Annotated in this window: 13 protein-coding genes and 1 pseudogene; 7 read left to right on the plus strand and 7 right to left on the minus strand. The window is 42.8% G+C overall.

Going from position 1 to position 17,098, the window contains the following annotated elements; translation table 11 throughout:
* Positions 1–481: pseudogene (locus EGI32_RS07710) on the plus strand (hypothetical protein); the annotation flags it as partial.
* 299 nt (positions 482–780) lie between these two features.
* Here the strand turns inward: EGI32_RS07710 and EGI32_RS07715 are convergent.
* Positions 781–1,557 carry a DUF4197 domain-containing protein gene (locus EGI32_RS07715; RefSeq protein ID WP_255154810.1) on the minus strand — a complete coding sequence of 259 codons (777 nt, stop codon included), beginning with the start codon at positions 1,555–1,557 and terminating at the stop codon, positions 781–783.
* Positions 1,558–1,766: 209 nt separating this feature from the next.
* On the opposite strand from EGI32_RS07715, the gene EGI32_RS07720 reads away from it, so the two are divergent.
* From EGI32_RS07720 to EGI32_RS07730, 3 genes are all read left to right on the plus strand, one after another.
* Positions 1,767–2,897, plus strand: a complete 1,131-nt coding sequence (locus EGI32_RS07720; RefSeq protein WP_255154811.1) for a saccharopine dehydrogenase family protein — start codon at positions 1,767–1,769, stop codon at positions 2,895–2,897.
* 144 nt (positions 2,898–3,041) lie between these two features.
* Positions 3,042–4,400, plus strand: a complete 1,359-nt coding sequence (locus tag EGI32_RS07725; protein ID WP_255154812.1) for an ATP/GTP-binding protein — start codon at positions 3,042–3,044, stop codon at positions 4,398–4,400.
* Positions 4,387–5,034: an RloB family protein gene (locus EGI32_RS07730; RefSeq protein WP_255154813.1), complete on the plus strand. Its 648-nt coding sequence runs from the start codon at positions 4,387–4,389 to the stop codon at positions 5,032–5,034. Before EGI32_RS07725 ends, EGI32_RS07730 begins: the two co-directional genes overlap by 14 nt.
* A gap of 337 nt (positions 5,035–5,371) precedes the next feature.
* Here EGI32_RS07730 and EGI32_RS07735 read toward each other — a convergent pair whose 3' ends face one another.
* Both EGI32_RS07735 and EGI32_RS07740 read right to left on the minus strand, forming a co-directional pair.
* Entirely contained in the window at positions 5,372–6,712 is a 1,341-nt protein-coding gene (locus tag EGI32_RS07735; protein ID WP_255154814.1) for a fasciclin domain-containing protein, read from the minus strand.
* 30 nt (positions 6,713–6,742) lie between these two features.
* Entirely contained in the window at positions 6,743–9,460 is a 2,718-nt protein-coding gene (locus EGI32_RS07740; RefSeq protein WP_255154815.1) for a TonB-dependent receptor, read from the minus strand.
* 137 nt (positions 9,461–9,597) lie between these two features.
* On the opposite strand from EGI32_RS07740, the gene EGI32_RS07745 reads away from it, so the two are divergent.
* The 3 genes from EGI32_RS07745 (at position 9,598) to EGI32_RS07755 (ending at position 11,031) form a co-directional block, all read left to right on the plus strand.
* The gene (locus tag EGI32_RS07745) at positions 9,598–10,527 is read left to right on the plus strand and encodes a phosphoribosylaminoimidazolesuccinocarboxamide synthase (RefSeq protein ID WP_255154816.1); all 930 of its coding nucleotides are present in this window, start codon (positions 9,598–9,600) and stop codon (positions 10,525–10,527) included.
* A 125-nt stretch (positions 10,528–10,652) separates the two neighbouring features.
* A complete protein-coding gene (locus EGI32_RS07750; RefSeq protein ID WP_255154817.1) occupies positions 10,653–10,811 on the plus strand; it encodes a lmo0937 family membrane protein in 159 nt (52 codons plus the stop codon).
* Between the two features lie 16 nt (positions 10,812–10,827).
* The gene (locus tag EGI32_RS07755; RefSeq protein ID WP_255154818.1) at positions 10,828–11,031 is read left to right on the plus strand and encodes an LPXTG cell wall anchor domain-containing protein; all 204 of its coding nucleotides are present in this window, start codon (positions 10,828–10,830) and stop codon (positions 11,029–11,031) included.
* 119 nt (positions 11,032–11,150) lie between these two features.
* Here EGI32_RS07755 and EGI32_RS07760 read toward each other — a convergent pair whose 3' ends face one another.
* From EGI32_RS07760 to EGI32_RS07775, 4 genes are all read right to left on the minus strand, one after another.
* Positions 11,151–12,527, minus strand: a complete 1,377-nt coding sequence (locus EGI32_RS07760) for a sensor histidine kinase KdpD (RefSeq protein WP_255154819.1) — start codon at positions 12,525–12,527, stop codon at positions 11,151–11,153.
* 142 nt (positions 12,528–12,669) lie between these two features.
* Positions 12,670–13,713 (minus strand): rhodanese-related sulfurtransferase, encoded by a 1,044-nt coding sequence (locus EGI32_RS07765; protein ID WP_255154820.1) that lies wholly within the window; start codon positions 13,711–13,713, stop codon positions 12,670–12,672.
* Between the two features lie 169 nt (positions 13,714–13,882).
* Positions 13,883–16,417, minus strand: a complete 2,535-nt coding sequence (locus EGI32_RS07770) for a DUF5686 and carboxypeptidase regulatory-like domain-containing protein (protein ID WP_255154821.1) — start codon at positions 16,415–16,417, stop codon at positions 13,883–13,885.
* Between the two features lie 325 nt (positions 16,418–16,742).
* A complete protein-coding gene (locus tag EGI32_RS07775) occupies positions 16,743–17,090 on the minus strand; it encodes a hypothetical protein (RefSeq protein ID WP_255154822.1) in 348 nt (115 codons plus the stop codon).
* Between the last annotated feature and the right edge of the window lie 8 nt (positions 17,091–17,098).

Below are 17,098 nucleotides of genomic sequence, written 5' to 3' on the forward strand. Positions count from 1 at the left end.
TTCCGCCATGATCGTGCTATTTATTGTAAGCCGTTTGCTCCAAGGTTATGGCGATCCGGGCAGATGGGTCAATGGGGAACATAGTTTACTTTCGTTCCTCGATACCAGCAAATACCCACCTTCGCTGCAATACACCTGCATGACTCTTGGCCCGGGAATGATATTACTGGCGCTTCTTGAAAACATAAAAGCCCGCTGGACGGATGTTGTCAGCATTTATGGCCGCGTGCCGTTCTTCTACTACATCCTGCATATTTACCTGCTTCATTTCCTGCTGGTCATTGTCTTTTTCGCCAGCGGTTATGGTATGTCGCAGATTGCCAGCGATCCGCCATTCCTTTTCAGGCCACGTAATTTCGGCTATGGGTTACCGGTAGTATACCTCATCTGGATATCCGTAGTGGGGGTTTTGTATCTTCCGTGCAAGTGGTTCAATAAATATAAGATGGAACATGGGCAGTGGTGGTTGAAATACATTTGATCAATTACGAATTACGAATTACGAATTACGAATTACGAATTACGAATTACGAATTACGAATTACGAATTACGAATTACGAATTTGAGCGAAGATTGAAGCATAGAAGGGATCACAGATTTAAAATGGATTAGGGGATTACACAGATTATTTTACTTCGTAAAAATGAAAATGCAGTCGGTGAAAACTTGCAACCTTTAAAATAGTACAAGTTTTAACTGACTGCATTTTCATTTCCTGCTTGCAGGAAATAATCTGTGTAATCCCCTAATCCTTCTGAAATCCGTGATCCTGCCCGCTTCTATTTTCCGAATACTTTTTTCAATAATCCAGTTACCTGTGCTGCGGGGTCTTTGCGGATCTTTTGTTCTTCTTGTCCGATGGAATAGAAAATGCCTGTCATGGCCCGTTCGGTAACGTACGAGGACAGATCTGTATTCACTGGTTTTGAGCCGAAGGCCAATTTATTGTAGGCCGTGAAAACATCTTTCCAGTAAGTGGTAGCGTTTACTTTTGCAAGAGAAGCTTCAATTACAGGACGCATCTTTTCAGTAAGCTGGGAAGTAGTGCTTGCTTTCAGGTAATCTGTTGCAGCAAAATCTCCGCCTCTTAATATCTTCAAACCGTCGGTAACGGTCATTCCTTTTACCGCGTTGATGAAGATCGCGGAAACCCCGCCGGCCGCGTCTTCTGCTGCACGGTTCATGGAAAGTATCGCTTTATCTACCAATGCCCCCATCCCTACTTTGCGCAAAGTGGCTTCTGCTTTTTTTGCTTCTTCCGGCATCAGGATCTTCAATGCGGCATCTTTGAAAAACCCATCCGGTTTGCTCAACCTTTTGGCCGCACTGTCGGTGCCGATAGTCAACGCTTCCTTAAGACCACTGATGATCTCATCATTCGATAACCCATTACCCGACCCCAGTCCTTTGATACTTCCCAGGATGGAACTTCCGCTTCCGGAACTGGCAGAGGAAGTGTCTTTGGAAGTCGCTTTTTTAAGTTTGCCAAGTATGCCTTGCGCATTGGTTGTTGCAGCAGCAAAAACTACCAGCAATAAGAATGTAAATTTTTTCATATCAAATCCAGAGATAAGTGTGCAACAAATTTACCGCCTGTTATGCTAAGGTACGGTTAAAATATATTGGGGAAATTTAGTAGTATTGGGCAATTAATAGTTAATAATGAATAATGAATAATTGTTCAACCCGAAATTATTGCAGTTAATATGTTAAGTATCTGCACGGTAATTATTAATTATTCATTATTCATTATTAATTTAAACAGATGAAAATAGCAGTACTCGGCGCCGGAATGGTCGGCCGTACCATCGCAAAAGATCTTGCCACAAAAAACGACGTCACTTCTTTTGATATCAGCGAAAACAATCTTGCCCTGCTGCATGGGATCGACCGGATCACTACCCGGGCTGCCGACCTCATGGCGTATGATCAATATGCGCAATTGCTGGAGGGTGCTGATCTTGTAGTATGCGCTGTACCGGGTTTCATGGGGTACAAAGCGCTGGAAGCCATCATCCGCACAAAAAAGAATGTGGTGGACATCTCCTTTTTCCCGGAAGATGCGCTGCAATTACATCAACTGGCGGCAGACAATGGGGTGACTGCCATCGTGGATTGCGGCGTGGCGCCGGGTATGAGCAATCTTGTACTGGGCCGTTACAACGAACTGATGGAGGTAAAAAGTTTTGAATGCATGGTAGGCGGATTGCCCAAGCAACGGATAAAACCTTTCGAATATAAAGCCCCTTTTTCGCCGGTGGATGTGATAGAGGAATATACCAGGCCGGCAAGGTATGTTGAAAATGGCCATGTGGTAACCAAACCCGCGTTGAGTGATGCCGAGCTCATCGATTTTGAATATGCCGGCACGCTCGAAAGTTTCAATACGGACGGGTTGCGCAGCATATTATTCACCATGAAACATATCCCCGATATGAAAGAAAAGACCCTGCGTTATCCCGGCCATATCGACCTCATGATCGCGTTGCAGAAAGCAGGTTTTTTCAGTGAAGAAGCCATGCTGGTCAAAGGAAAAGAGATAAGGCCCATCGATATGACATCGGCGATCTTATTCGATCAATGGAAACTTGGGGCTGAAGAACCTGAATTCACGCTGATGAATATTGTGGTAAAAGGGATCATGGGCGGTAAAGAAACGACTGTACGATATTTCCTGTACGATGAATATGACCCCACCACCAAAACGGCTTCCATGAGCCGCACTACCGGCTATACCTGCACGGCGGCGGTGAATATGCTGGCAGAAGGATTGTTTACCGAAAAAGGGGTGTTCCCGCCGGAGTTGGTGGGTAAGGATGAAAAGTGTTTTAAGTATATACTGGCCTATTTAGCAGAGAGGAAGGTTATTTACGAGAAGATATTTGTATGTGATTAAATTTAAAACTTAAGAAAATTTGAGGAATACTTTAAATTATAAAATAATCGAAACCCGTTAATTTTTCACCAATAAGTAATTTTTATTTAATTTTTAATCCTACTATCCCACCAAAAGCCTATTTTTGCGTGAAATTATCACACAATGCTAATAAGATTTATTGTCAAAAATTTATTCTCCTTTAAAGAACTCACAGAATTTAACATGTTACCAGGGAGATTTAGTCGTATGCCCTATCATGTATATGAATCTAACGATATAGAATTGCTTAAACTAAATGCTATGTATGGTGCTAATGGTGCAGGCAAAAGCAATTTGATTAAATCCTTATCGCTTCTTAGCCAATTTGTTGAGAGCGGTAATTTGCCAATTGAATTTTTAATTGAAACTTTCAAATTTGATAAGGAAAGCCGAAAGAAAGACGTTTATATTGGTGTTGAATTTATCAAAGAAGAAATACCATATTACTACGGTATAACTATTAATCAAGGTATTGTCGTTGAAGAAGAGTTGCAAATTAGTGGTATAGGTAAAAAAGAAGACTATACACTGTTTCGACGTACTGATAAGCCAGGTGAAAAAAATTTAGACCTTACCTTTAGTAAAGAAGTTATGGAAGACAAAGAAGCTACTGTTTTTCCCTTCTTCTTAAAAAATGAAATTTTAGAAAGAAATGAACCAGTGTTGTTTCATATGGCCAGTCGGAAGAACAAAGTATTTGACCCCTTCAAAAAAGCATTGCAATGGTTTACCCATGATTTAGTCCCGGTAATGCCTAATGCTAGACCTAGCGGTTTAACTATACACCTAGAGGAAGATGCAGAATTTTATAAATTTGCTTCCGATGTAATGCAGGCATTTAGTACAGGAATTAAAAGCATTAATGTAGATACAATACCTATAGAAGATTTTTTTGGGGAAGACGATAAACAACAAGCAGAACGTATTACTGCAGAATTGAAAGCAAACCCCGATAAAATAAGGCCATTTTTAACTGCCCATGAAGAAATCTTATTTGTATTGAGGCAAAATAAAGTGGTAGCCAAACGTTTGTTTTTTTTACATGATACAGATGGTGGTATTGTTAAGTTTACTTCTGCCGAAGAATCGGATGGAACAAGACGCTTACTTGATTACTTACCCGCATTTTATGCAGCCATTAAAGCCAAACGTGTTTATATCATCGATGAAATTGAAAGAAGTATTCATCCGTTATTGATAAAAGAATTAATCAGTAAATTTTCTCATGATCAAACAACACATGGTCAGTTAATATTTTCAACACATGAATCCAATTTGTTAGATCAGGAAATTTTCCGTCCTGATGAAATTTGGTTTGCTGAAAAAAATAAAGCGGGTGCGACAGAAGTGTATGCTTTAAGTGAGTTTAAAGAACATCATACACTCGATATCAGAAAGGGTTATCTAAATGGTCGTTACGGTGGTATTCCTTTTTTAGGAAATTTAAAAGACTTAAACTGGGAGAAATATGCCGAAGCCTAAGATATTTACTTATGAGAAGAAGGCTCCTTTTAGAGATGCTTTTTTATTTATAATCGTTTGTGAAGGTACGAATCGGGAACCTGACTATTTTCGTTTTTTTGATGGGATGTCATCAAGAGTAAAAATTGTTCCGGTGGTGAGTCAAATCGGCAGTGCTCCACGTTTACTAATAAACGTAGCAATTGCAAAAGAACAAGAGTTAGAGGCCAGTGATGAAAGGGATAGATTATGGTTTGTAATAGATACGGACAGGTGGAGAGAGCAATTGCATGAAATTAGAGAAGAGTGCGAGCAACATCCCCATTGGAAAGTAGCACAAAGTAATCCCTGTTTCGAAGTATGGCTTTATTTTCATGCGAAAGGTCAATTACCCGCATTACCAAATATTTCGCAATGTAACAATTGGAAGCCTCATTTGCCAACAATAATACAAGGTGGTTTTAATGCGGATTTTCATCCAATAGCAATTGAAGTCGCAATAACGAATTCAAAAAACACATATCAAGCAACAGGTTATTTTCCTAATCCTGGTAGCACTCAATTATGGGAACTTGGAGAAGAATTACTTCCTTTAATCAAGAAAGATTTAGACAGAATTAAAGATAAGTTTCCACATCCTGCTGTGATAGAATGATGCAAAATTAAATTTCGTTACAAAAGTCTGGCTTATGGGTTAATGTAAAACACTGAACTTGCTGCGGACTGGTATTAATTTAAAAGAAATCAGCATTAGCTCGCTATTTTAAATTAAGTATCATTATAACCAAATTAGCAAGAATTTCTGCTAGGTAATAACTTCTAAAAGTTATCAGATACCTGTAGCTCAGAATAAACTTTCATTCAATTTTATAGTAAATTTAGTTATAGCTATTTCTATACTACTAAAACTAATATCTTGCAACTAAAATTTCCAATCAAGCAAAAAAAGAGCCCCATTCCCGGAGCTCTTTTTTATTTTATAAAGTTCATTCTTATTGCGGACGCATAACCTGATCGATCTTATGCAATACACCATTGAGGTAGAATTGATCGCTGGTACCACCCGGTGCCGGCGTAGGATTGATAAGGATATTAGATGCGGTTGTATTAGCAATACCTTTTGCGGTAGCTGATGTTACAAAACCACCGGTAAAAGTAGCCTGTAACCCGATACCAGGATGGGTTGGAACGGCGCCATTCAACAACGTAGGGAAATTAGCCGCTGTTGTTGGCAGGTTGTTGTTGAACGCCCTTACACCCAACAGGTGATATACCACCAGCCCTTTTACTGTGGTAGCTGATAAAGCCCCGTACAATGCAGGATTGCTGAATACTGTAGGAGAAGAAGCCAATGTAGTAGCCTGTGCCAATGCAATGGCAGGTGCCTGTGCAGCGGCCAGGGCAGGCGCCTGTGCGGCAGCTTCTTCAGGTGTGGCTCCGCCGGAGATCAGTTGTGCGGTAATAACCGGGATCAGCTGTGCAGTCACTACCGGCACCAATGCCTGGTAGATAGCACCGGTGAGGGTAGCCTGGAAAGCCGCATCTGTAGGGGCATACACGGTAAGGTTGGCACCGATGTTAAGCAACGCTCCCTGCAAAGATCCTGATGCTGTTACCGCTACTCCACTGTCTGCACGAAGGATAGCTGCTTTCAGGTAAGTGAGGCCTGCATCTGTATTGATCCTGTCCCAGAGGTATTGGCTGGGCGGAACAGAAAGTGCTGCAATCTCGTGGTAAACGCCATTCGCGGCAGCATTGTCAGTAGAAACGATCGGAATATTGTTCAACCATGCACCATTCCTTGTAGAAGGGAAAGTGGTGAGCCTGAGCAATGCGCTGATCTGTGGCGCAGGGTTCAGGATGGTCGGGTATTGAAAGTTAGGGAAAGTAGCAGGAATGTTCACTGCCAATACTTTCTGCGGGATGATGTGATAACGAACGATCGTATCAGCTTGCCCGGCCCTTAACGCTGTGTTGATAAATCCGACATAAACCGGATCCGGTGAACCTGCAGGCACCAACCCGCCGGATAAGGCAGTGATGGCCGACCTGATCGCCGCATTGGTAGGAACAAAAAGTGTATAGGTGGCAGTTTTGTTGTTCAGTAATGTAAGGTTGCCTGTTCCACCCCTCAACATTATTTTATAGAAAAGACTGTCATTGGGGTTTGCTTTCACCGCATCCGCCAGGCCTAACCCGCTGGGAGGAGTAACTGGTGAAGTAGCAGGGGTGCCTGTAATTTCAGGCATATCCTTGTTACAAGCCGTAAGCACTGCCATTGCTGCCAACGCGATCAGCGAACCTGTTTTTATATTATTGATAATATGTTTCATGATCAATGTTTTAATTTTTTAATTGCTTTACTAGTAGATGTTGTAACCGAAGCTTACATAATATAAACCTCCAACCCGTGAGTTACCGATGGCATTGTAATAGTATTGGTTCAGCAGGTTGTTGGCACCTACTTTCAACACTGATTTGGTGGTAGGCAGTTTGTAGCTGAATTGCGCATCCAGTGTCTGTACCGAAGGAACAGTGCCATTTGCAAGGTCACCCTGGTAGTAAAATTCATCCTGCCACCTGTAAGCCACTGTAAAGCCAAGGCGTTTTTCTTTACCAAAACCGCTGTTGCTGATAGAAGCATTCACTTTGTATTTTGGTGAGTTGAAGTTAGCGATGATATTAGTAGGCACGTCATCCAGGTTATCGGAAGCAGCATTCACACTAAGTGTGAAGTTGCGTGGCAACCTGTAATCGAAGCCGATACCGAAACCATATGTTTTCAGTTTACCATCGGCATTGATCGGAACTGAGTAGATCTGGCCATTGGCAGTATCTGCCAGGCTGATCGGCGATCCGGTTTTTGATTGCACCACATTCTTACGTGCAAGGAAATCCGTGAAACGGCCGAAGTAACCATATACATCCACCAGCAATTTTGAATCCATCAACAAACCTTTGTAACCAACTTCAAATGAAGAAAGAGATTCCGGTTTCAGTTTCACGAATGGTGCCGCAACAACTTTGCCTGCACGCAGTGAATCCCTGTCGTAGAGAGGATTGCCGCCGAAATTGTAAATAGTGTTGAAAGCGTCGTTACCACCGATGAGTTTGTAAGACAACAGATCAAGGTTGATCCATTGCTGCTGTGTAGATGGAAAACGGTAAGCTGTCTGGTAAGACAACCTGATATTGTTGTTTTCAGCAACTTTCACTACCGCAGTTACCCTTGGGGTGAAACGGCCTTCGAAGTTTTCATTCTTGTCATACCTTCCTGAAGCAGTCAGCTTCACGATACCCAGATCCCTTGAAGCCTGGATGAAAGCGCCTACTTCACGGATACCAATGGTACCTGCAGTATCTGCAAACAAGGTACCCTGAGAATTCAATACATAGTTCCTGTAGTTGGCACCCACAAGGATATCCGCAAATGCTTTGGTAAATCTTGAGAAGTTGTAGTTGCCTTCCACGCTGTAAAGATCCGTCCTGTCAAGCAATGCCCCGCCTTTTGGTACCGGGATCTTCGCTACATTATCATACAAAGCACGGAACTGGGGAGTTCCGACTTTTGGCCTGCCCTGATCCGCTACGCCTCTTGCCAGCTGATGTGCATCAAAATCAGATGCGCCACCAAGTTTTGCGCCAAGGAATGCCTGGCCGTATTGTGCAAACCAACCGGTAGAACCGGCACTTGGTTTCCATGCTTCGTTGAAGTTTTGAGTAGTTGCAGCAAGATTGTATGTTCCACCGGCATTTTCCTGGGTAGTGTATGCACGAAACATCCAGTCCTTGTTCAACAATTCAAACTTATATTGTCCCATCTTGAAATCCTTGATGGAATACCTGGAAGCACCGGTGTAGATGGTGTTACCAGTTCCCCAGTAACCTGCAAGGATAGCTTCGGTTCCCGGAGAAAGTTTATAATGGAAAGATCCACCCAGTTTGAAGTTAACTGTGTTTGGATTGATCAGCTCCTGTTCGGTGTAACCTGTACGGGATACAACGATCGGCTTTGTAGTAAGCGTAGCGATAAATGGTGCAAGGAAAGGGGCCGCTGCTGCTGCACCATTCAATACCTGGCGGATATCCGCGTTGGTTTCATCACCATATACGTTCACACCATCGTAAGCCGGATCATTCACCCTGTCACCTGGTTTCAATACACCGCCGGACCTGTCGTAGTTCCTGTAATCAGTACCTATCCAGTCTTTCGCCTGAACCAGTTCTGTGGTCAGCTTGAAAGCGAATTTTTCAGATATTTTTTTACCCCACCTGAGTGCAAGGTTGTAGTAAGGAGATGCAGCCCTTTCTTTTCTGTCGGTATGCATGATACCGGTTTTTACCACATAAGACAGCCCCTGGTATTTGAAAGGGTTCTTGCTGGTCATGAGCAAAGTACCGTTCATACCGCCCGGGCCATACAATGCAGAAGACGCGCCGGACAGCAATTCAAGGTTATCGATATCCAGTTCGTTGAGGCCGATGATGGAACCCACGGAGAAGTTCAGCCCTGGAGCCTGGTTATCCATACCATCTACCAGCTGGTTGAACCTGGTATTACCGCTACCGCCAAAACCACGGGTAGTCGGTGCTTTAAATGTAAGTGAGGAAGTGGTCACATCCACACCTTTCAGTGTTGAGATCACATCATAAAAGTTGGCAGCCGGCGCATTCCTGATCGCTGCGGCACTTACCCTTTCGATGGAAACAGGCGATTCCAGTATTTTCTGTGGAACGCGGGATGCCGATACCACTACTTCCTGACCCAATGAATTGGAAGGCACAAATTTTACCGATATGGGAATTGCAGCGCTTGTTACACTGACTTCCTGTTGCTCATAGCCAATAGATGAAAAAATCAACGTTACAGGCAGGCTCTTGGTGGTGATGCTGAAATTACCCCTGTCATCCGTGTAAGTCCCTGTCTCCGACCCTTTAATAGTTACTGATACAGCTGCGGATTTTTCTGAGGTAGCGCTGTTCTGCACATTACCGCTGATGGTTACATTTTGTGCGTATGCCGACACTGCAAGAATGTTCGCCAGTACAAATGCAACCAAATAGCTCGTAATTCTTTTCATATAGCTTTGTTTTGGTTTGTAAATTAGCAGCAAAATAAGCATAGTTCTCATGTTTTAAAATTTTATTTTTGAACCAGTTGTTGAAAGTTTTGCCGCCCCATAAAATATTATCTCAAAACAAGGTGCTACTTTAGCGTATGGCAACTTTTGAATTCCCCGGACAAACTGGTTTTTATAGTGGAAAAGTAAGGGACGTATACAGTATCGGCGATGATCTGCTGGTGATGGTGGCAAGCGACCGGATATCAGCTTTTGATGTGATCTTACCAAAGCCGATCCCTTACAAAGGACAGGTACTCAACCAGATTGCGGCATACATGCTAAAAGCCTGCGAAGATATCTGCCCCAACTGGCTGCTCCGCTCCCCTGCCCCCAACGTGAGCGTGGGCAAAAGATGTAACCCCTTCAGGATAGAAATGGTAGTGAGGGGAAATCTTACCGGCCACGCATGGCGCACTTATCAATCCGGGGGCCGCACACTCTGCGGTGTACCATTACCCGAAGGGCTGAAAGAAAATGATTATTTTCCTGTGCCGCTCATTACACCCTCCACCAAAGCCTCCGAAGGACATGATGAGGATATCAGTAAGGAAGAAATTATTGCGCAGGGAATTGCTACTACCGAAGAATGGGCTGTGCTGGAAAAGTATGCGCTGCAATTATTTGAAAGAGGAAGATCCATCGCGGCAAAACAAGGCCTGATCCTCGTAGATACGAAATACGAATTTGGTACACTCGGCAACGAGATCGTACTGATGGATGAAATACATACCCCCGATTCTTCGCGGTATTTTTACGCCGAAGGTTTTGATGAACGCCAGGCCAAAGGCGAAAAACAAAAACAACTGAGCAAGGAATTCGTTCGCGAATGGCTGATACAAAATAATTTTATGGGCAAGGAAGGACAAAGCGTTCCTGAAATGTCCGCCGAATGGATACAGACCATCAGCAACCGTTATATTGAATTGTACGAAAATATCATCGGCGAAAAATTCCAGCCGGAAAGTTTATCAGACGATGATACGTATGCAAGGATTGTGGCATCGCTGGATGAATTGAAGGATTAATGTAGAATTAAGTTCCCAACTATTATTTGATTCGGAGATAACAACAGGTTTTTGAGAGTGTTTTGCCGTTGGCATAGCTTTTGGATTTTATGGTTAAAATATTTTTAACCTTTAATTTAAATACTATGTCAAGTCTGCTCTACACCATTGCTGTGATACTGGTTATCATCTGGGCAATTTCATATTTCGGTGGATATTATACCGGCGGGATCATTCATATATTACTTGTAATCGCTGTCATAGCTGTGTTACTGAGAGTGATATCCGGCAACCGGCCAGTTTAATAAAAAACACTTTAGAATGGAAAAGAAAAAAGCGGTAGAAAATGCATTGCTGGCAGTGATCGGCATCGGATTGATCACTACTGCCGTGGTGCTGCTTTCAAAAAGAAAACGGTCAGATGGGCGTGAAAGTTCCGACGACCGGAGGATCACCTCTTATGATGATTATGAAGATGACCCCAATGAATTGAGGGCGTTTTCTGAAACAGGAATTTATTTATAATTCACAATGCAAAATTGGCAATAAACAACAGGACTTTCGCCCCGGAAGAACTTTGTTTATTGCCATTTTTCTGTTTGATATCATTATCAGTTATCTTTTTCAATTTTCCTTTCACGTGTTCATGGTGTAGGCAAATCGCATATAAATTTACTTCCCTTCCCTGGTTTCGATTCTACCCTGATACTTCCTCCGTTCTTAACCACAAATTCTTTGCACAGAAATAATCCCAACCCTGTTCCCGATTCATTGGCAGTTCCTTTTGTAGAGTAAAAATCGCCCCCGAATAATTTACTGACAGCATCACTGCTGATACCCATACCGGTATCTTTCACAAATAACTCAACTCCCGATGAATGCTGTGTTGCACCAATGCACACTTCCCCTTTTTCGGGTGTGAATTTTATCGCATTGGAAACCAGGTTGCGCAATACCAGCTTCATCATATCCTTATCAGCATAGATGTATACGGTATCGTCCATCTTACTTGTTACATAAATGTTTTTGGTTTCTGCCTGCAGCCGGAGCAGTTGCTTCACCTCTTCGATCATTGGTTCCACTTCTAATAATTCCATATTTACGCTATACCCGGTCATCTGGCTTTTGGCCCACTGCAACAGGTTTTCCATCAAACCGGTGGTGTAATTAAGATCGGAAATGATATCGGGCACCAGCACTTTAATTTCCTCCCCGGGAAGATCGTAGGTGGCGATGCTACTGAAGAGGTTTCGCAAACTGTAAATAGGAGTTTTAAGGTCATGAGATATGATCGAAAAAAGCCGGTCTTTCAATGAATTGAGCTCTGTCAGTTCAGCGGTCTTATTTTCCAGTTGTATAGCTTTCTGCTGTATCAGTTCTTTTTGCTGTGCATTTTTAAGATGACTCTCTTTTAATTTTTTATTCCGCCACAAAATCCTTTTTTCATAGCTCGAATTCTCTCTTTTGATCATGAATAATCCTGTAAAAATAAAAATGATGGCAAGGAGATGATTAAAAAAATAAAAGGCGAAATTGATATCCGCCATCCGGTAGTGGTAATCTTTGACCACGATGTAAGTCATAAAATAACAAGCCGCTGAAAGGAAAAAAGCGATGAATACCGAACGTATCTTTTGCAGAAAGAATACAGACAAAACTCCATACAGGATAAAAAACAGCTCTATACCAACATCGATATTGCCCACATAAACCAATGCTGTGGTAAGCGGGTAAAAAATAAAATAGATCAGCATCGCCTGCTCATACCTGCGGTAGTGGTTGCTGATCAGCACCGCAAGGCTGATAGCTGCGGGGGAAGAGGCTACAAACCATGCCAGCACCGGCAGGTAACCATCGCCGGATAATGCCGCCAATGGTATTATGATTCCGGTCAAAAAGCCAAGAAAGTTCAGCTGGTTGAAGATGTATAATTTACGGATCGTAAGTACGTCCAGGCCGTGATGCACACCGATATGCATGATACGGCTGCGTATTTTTTTGATCCCCTTAATAAGAAACATATATAGTTATTTTACCATTACCCAGCATTCATGCTTGTTGTCATAGTTGATAACCGATAAGATAATTTCTTATGCAGGAGGTGAGGATCAGGTGCACCCCATAAACGAGATTACTTCATACAAGGTTCTTTAACGATAAAAATTACTTTTTAGTCCCTCTGACGGTGGCGTTTAAACGCTGTTTACTTTTATTGAAGATCATATTCCCTTTATCGATGCCTTTTCTCAATTCCTTTTGTGTTTCTTCCGGCAATGCTATCACTTCCATGCATTCCGTGCTGCAACAACCTTTGAACGATTCTTTGCATTCATCACATTGTATGAAAAGCAGGTGGCATCCTTCGTTAACGCAATTGGTGTGTGTATCGGCAGGCTTGCCGCATTGATGGCATTTTGCGATGATCTCATCCGTGATGCGCTCTCCCAGCCTGTCGTCGAAGACAAAATTCTTTCCGTGAAATTTATTGGATAACTCTTCCGTTTTTACTTTATTAGCGTAATTGATGATCCCACCTTCCAGGTGAAAAACATTTTTGAACCCACGGTGAAGCATATACGCACTTGCTTTTTCGCAGCGTATGCCGCCGGTGCAGTACATGATGATATTCTTTTCCTTCTGATCGCCCAGCATCTCCGCCGCCATGGGCAATTGTTCCCTGAAAGTATCACTCGGTATTTCGATGGCATTCTCAAAATGTCCCACTTCAAATTCGTAATGGTTGCGCATATCCACCACGATGGTTTCCTTATCGTCCGTCAGCCGGTTGAATTCATCGGCATTCACATAACGGCCTTTGTTGGCCATATCAAAATCCGGATCGGTGATACCATCTGCAACGATCTTCGGCCTCACTTTTATTTTCAATACCCAGAATGATTTACCGTCATCATCCACCGCGATGTTCAACCTTAATCCGTTGAGCGGAGCATAAGAATACAAAAACGACCTGAAGGCTTCAAAATTGGTTTCCGGTACACTCACCTGCGCATTGATGCCTTCGGAAGCGATGTAAACCCTGCCAAAAACATTGACAGCGCTGAATCCACGATACAGTTCATCCCTGAATGCTACAGGATCTTCAATAAAAAAATACTGGTAAAATGAAACCGTGATGCGTGGTTCGGTTTCTTCGTACAGGCGTTTTTTCAGCTCCGCCTGGGAAAGCTTGTTGTACAATGCGGCCATGATGGTTAATTTGATCCCGCAGGGCGGGAAACCTTATTTAAGATTGGATGCTTGCAGGGCAAACCAAATTTTTACGGCGCAAAGCTACAAAACAATTATGAATTGTCAATTACGAATTACGAATGAGAGGACAGTCAATCCGTAATTCGTAATTGACAATTCGTAATTTCTAAAAGCTGATCTCCAAAGTACTTCTACCCGCTCTTCCACCACCTTTTATTGCCCCGCCAATCAGCCCTCCGGTGCCAAGCCTGAAGCCCATTACAGGTTCTTTGCCAGGCTCATAACCAATGATATAATCCAGGCGGAAAATTTTAAGAATGTTCTCAAGGCCGGCAAAAACCTCGATGTAATTATTGCCTTTGTCTACATACAATGCATTGGTACCCGCCACCAGGTTCCAGTTGAGGCGCTTGAACAACGGAATCTTATTGGTAAGCAATCCATTGAAATGATGCTCGAGGAAAGCATAACTGTAAAACGAAGTATTGGTGCTCAGGCCATAATGGCGGGCAAGCTGGAAGCCGTTCACATATTCCGCGTTCCTGCCAAAATCACTGCGGGAGAAGGCGGTATTGAAATGCTGGAAATCCTGGAAGAACATGCTGCCCGTATTGAGGAAGCCGCCTGTTCCGATCTTGTATTTAAGCGTTCCGAAAAGCTTGAAGTTCTTATCATCATTGATCGCGAATTTCCACTGATCGAAATCCACATCACTTCCCAAAACATCTTTGATGCCCTTGCGATACCCGAAACTGAATGTGGGGTATTTTGACCCGATGGAGACTTTGCTATGAGGGAACTGGATGTAGCGTTGCCCCGGTTTGAAGCTGATGTCGAAACCTACTACCACAGCCTGGTGACGGGCGAATTGTGCCGGCAGTCGCAGGATCGGGTAATTGGGTTCGATATGGTTAGAATCTTTTTTCGAAATGGTAAAATCGGTCGTGTTGTTTAACGGTATCCTGTCTTCATACAGTGCATTAATACTGAAACGGAGCCCGCTCTCGTAACGCCTGCTATAGCCAATCGTACCAAAATAATTTTCGTAGGTCTTCAGGAAATTATTCCCCCACAACAAAGACGAGATTGAATTGGACAGTACCGAGTAGCTGCTTTCCTTAAAGAAATTGCTCACGCGTTTTCCCCCGGCAATCGTCCAGCTGTATTGCCTGATCTTCTGATCTGCATCGTAATCTCTTGTGCGGAGCGTAATGCGTGCCGATGGATTAAAATGTGTATTGCTGAATCCATACCGGAACGTAGGTTCGATGCTCAGGTTACTTTTCCATTTGGAAATATTCTTTTGGAAATAAGGGTTTACGTTCACCACCAGCCCTTCCGCGAAATTATATTCCAGGGTCTTGATGAGTGGCTCAAGGCCGTAACTATAACTGTTGGTTTTGCTGTAATGCCGGCGGTTAATGCCTTTCCAGAAGGGATCCAGCAGCTTCACTTTGCCCTGCTTTTTATTCAATGAATCCACAGAACGCTGAGTCAATATCGAATCTTTCGTGTTCTGGTAAATGCTGTCCTTTAACGCATAATCCTTCGACTCTTCCCGCTCCAGCGGAACCGGGCGTATGCTGTCCCAATATTCTTTCGGACGTTTGTTTACGGCAGTATCGTATTTGATCACTACACGATCGAAGAATTTTTTATCAAATTTCGGATTGATGTTGTAGTTGGAATAAACAGTGAGGAAGTTACCTATCGCATCGATGCCGAATTGTTTGAAATTAAAATGGATCAGCTGATTTTTCACCCTCCAGGTATCGTTACTAACGGGAACGTGTAACTGAGTTATCTGTAATGAATCCATGATCTCCAGCTGCGATGATTTTGTGAGCAACAGATCGAAGCTATGTATCCTCCAGTCGTTGTCGGTAATGTTGATGATGCCTGAAAAAAGCGGCTCATAAGATCTTCGTGGGGTCACCCGTATCACATTTACCGCCTTGCCATTTTCCCAGAAATTACCCAGGAATTTGTATTTATAAAATCCGAGTGCGCCATCCGCTATCGGCGAAACGAACCCGCGGGGATTGAATGCGGTAGAAAAAACCGTTACATTATTATTGTACAAACTGATGAAGGTAGGGAATGTGAAACCGAAGCTGCCACTGCCACTCACCCGGCTGCTCGTCACTTCCATCTTGAATTTGTCGGGCTGCTGGGAATATACTTTCGATACAGATTCCGATAAATACATGATGCCCTTACCGGTAGAATCGAGCCCGATGTCTTTACGGTCTTCATCAGGTATGCGTTGACCGAATATTTTTTTAGGAAGCGTACGCAGCTTGATGATGTCTTTGCTGTACAGATCGAGTGTAAAAGCTTTTACCTGGTTTTGGTAATAGGTCCTTTTTTTGATCGCGTTGCGAATGATCTCATAGGCCGGATCTTCTCCGCCGCTTTTTACAGTTACATCCTGCAGCGTAAGTTTCTGTTCGGAAAGAATGAACGTGATCTCGTTATCTTCTTTATTTACAGTGATCTTTTTTTCCTGGCTGGCATACCCGATATGCTGGCAAACGATGGTGTAAGTGCCTTCGGGAACGGAAAAAGAAAATTTACCTTTATCATTGGCGCTGGCGCCTACAGACCCACCCTTGATGATAACGGATGAAAAGGCAAGGAGATCGCCTTTATCGTTGAAGACCGTTCCGGTTATTTTTTGGGAAAATGCGGTGCTACTCAAAAAGGTTATTAAAAATAACGCTACTAATATTCTCATATATCTTTAGGTTAAAACGAATACAGGATGAAATAGTTACTAAAAACACTAAAAATCAGCTTTTTTTTTCAAACCGGACTGCACAAAAAAAATGTGCAGTTATACTCCTGCACAATCCAACTGCACAAATATTTTTGTGCAGAATTATTTTTTTAAAGAAAAAACAAAAAAACTGCACAATTTATAATTGTGTAGTTCTTCATTTTATATTACTATTTTTTAAAACTGCACAATTTATAATTGTGTAGTTTTTCATTTTATATCATTATTTTTTAAAACTGCACACTTTTCAGGATTGTTTGGTTCGTAGAAAAGATCCCGTCAGCGCTGCAAAACCTGCCACTAAGCCACCTATCAAACCTGTGGCAAGTATCAAATAATACGGATTGTCTACGCTCAGGATCAGCAACGATACTTTATGCGCCAGAAGATGGCCGTTGTTACTGCTGATCAGGAAGCTCATCACCGACCACAGCAGAAAAATAGCCAAAAAGCCTGCCAAAAAGGATTTGCCCCCGCTCATGTTGAACACCAGGGCCACTATAAAGGCCGCCACCGCTATTGTCCACCAGGGCATGTAAAGGGCTGCCGCGAAGCTAAGTAAAGCGATCAGCAGTATGGAGAGGAGAAACTTCATATAGTTTA

The organism is Ferruginibacter sp. HRS2-29 (assembly GCF_024343615.1).
Taxonomy (GTDB): domain Bacteria; phylum Bacteroidota; class Bacteroidia; order Chitinophagales; family Chitinophagaceae; genus Ferruginibacter.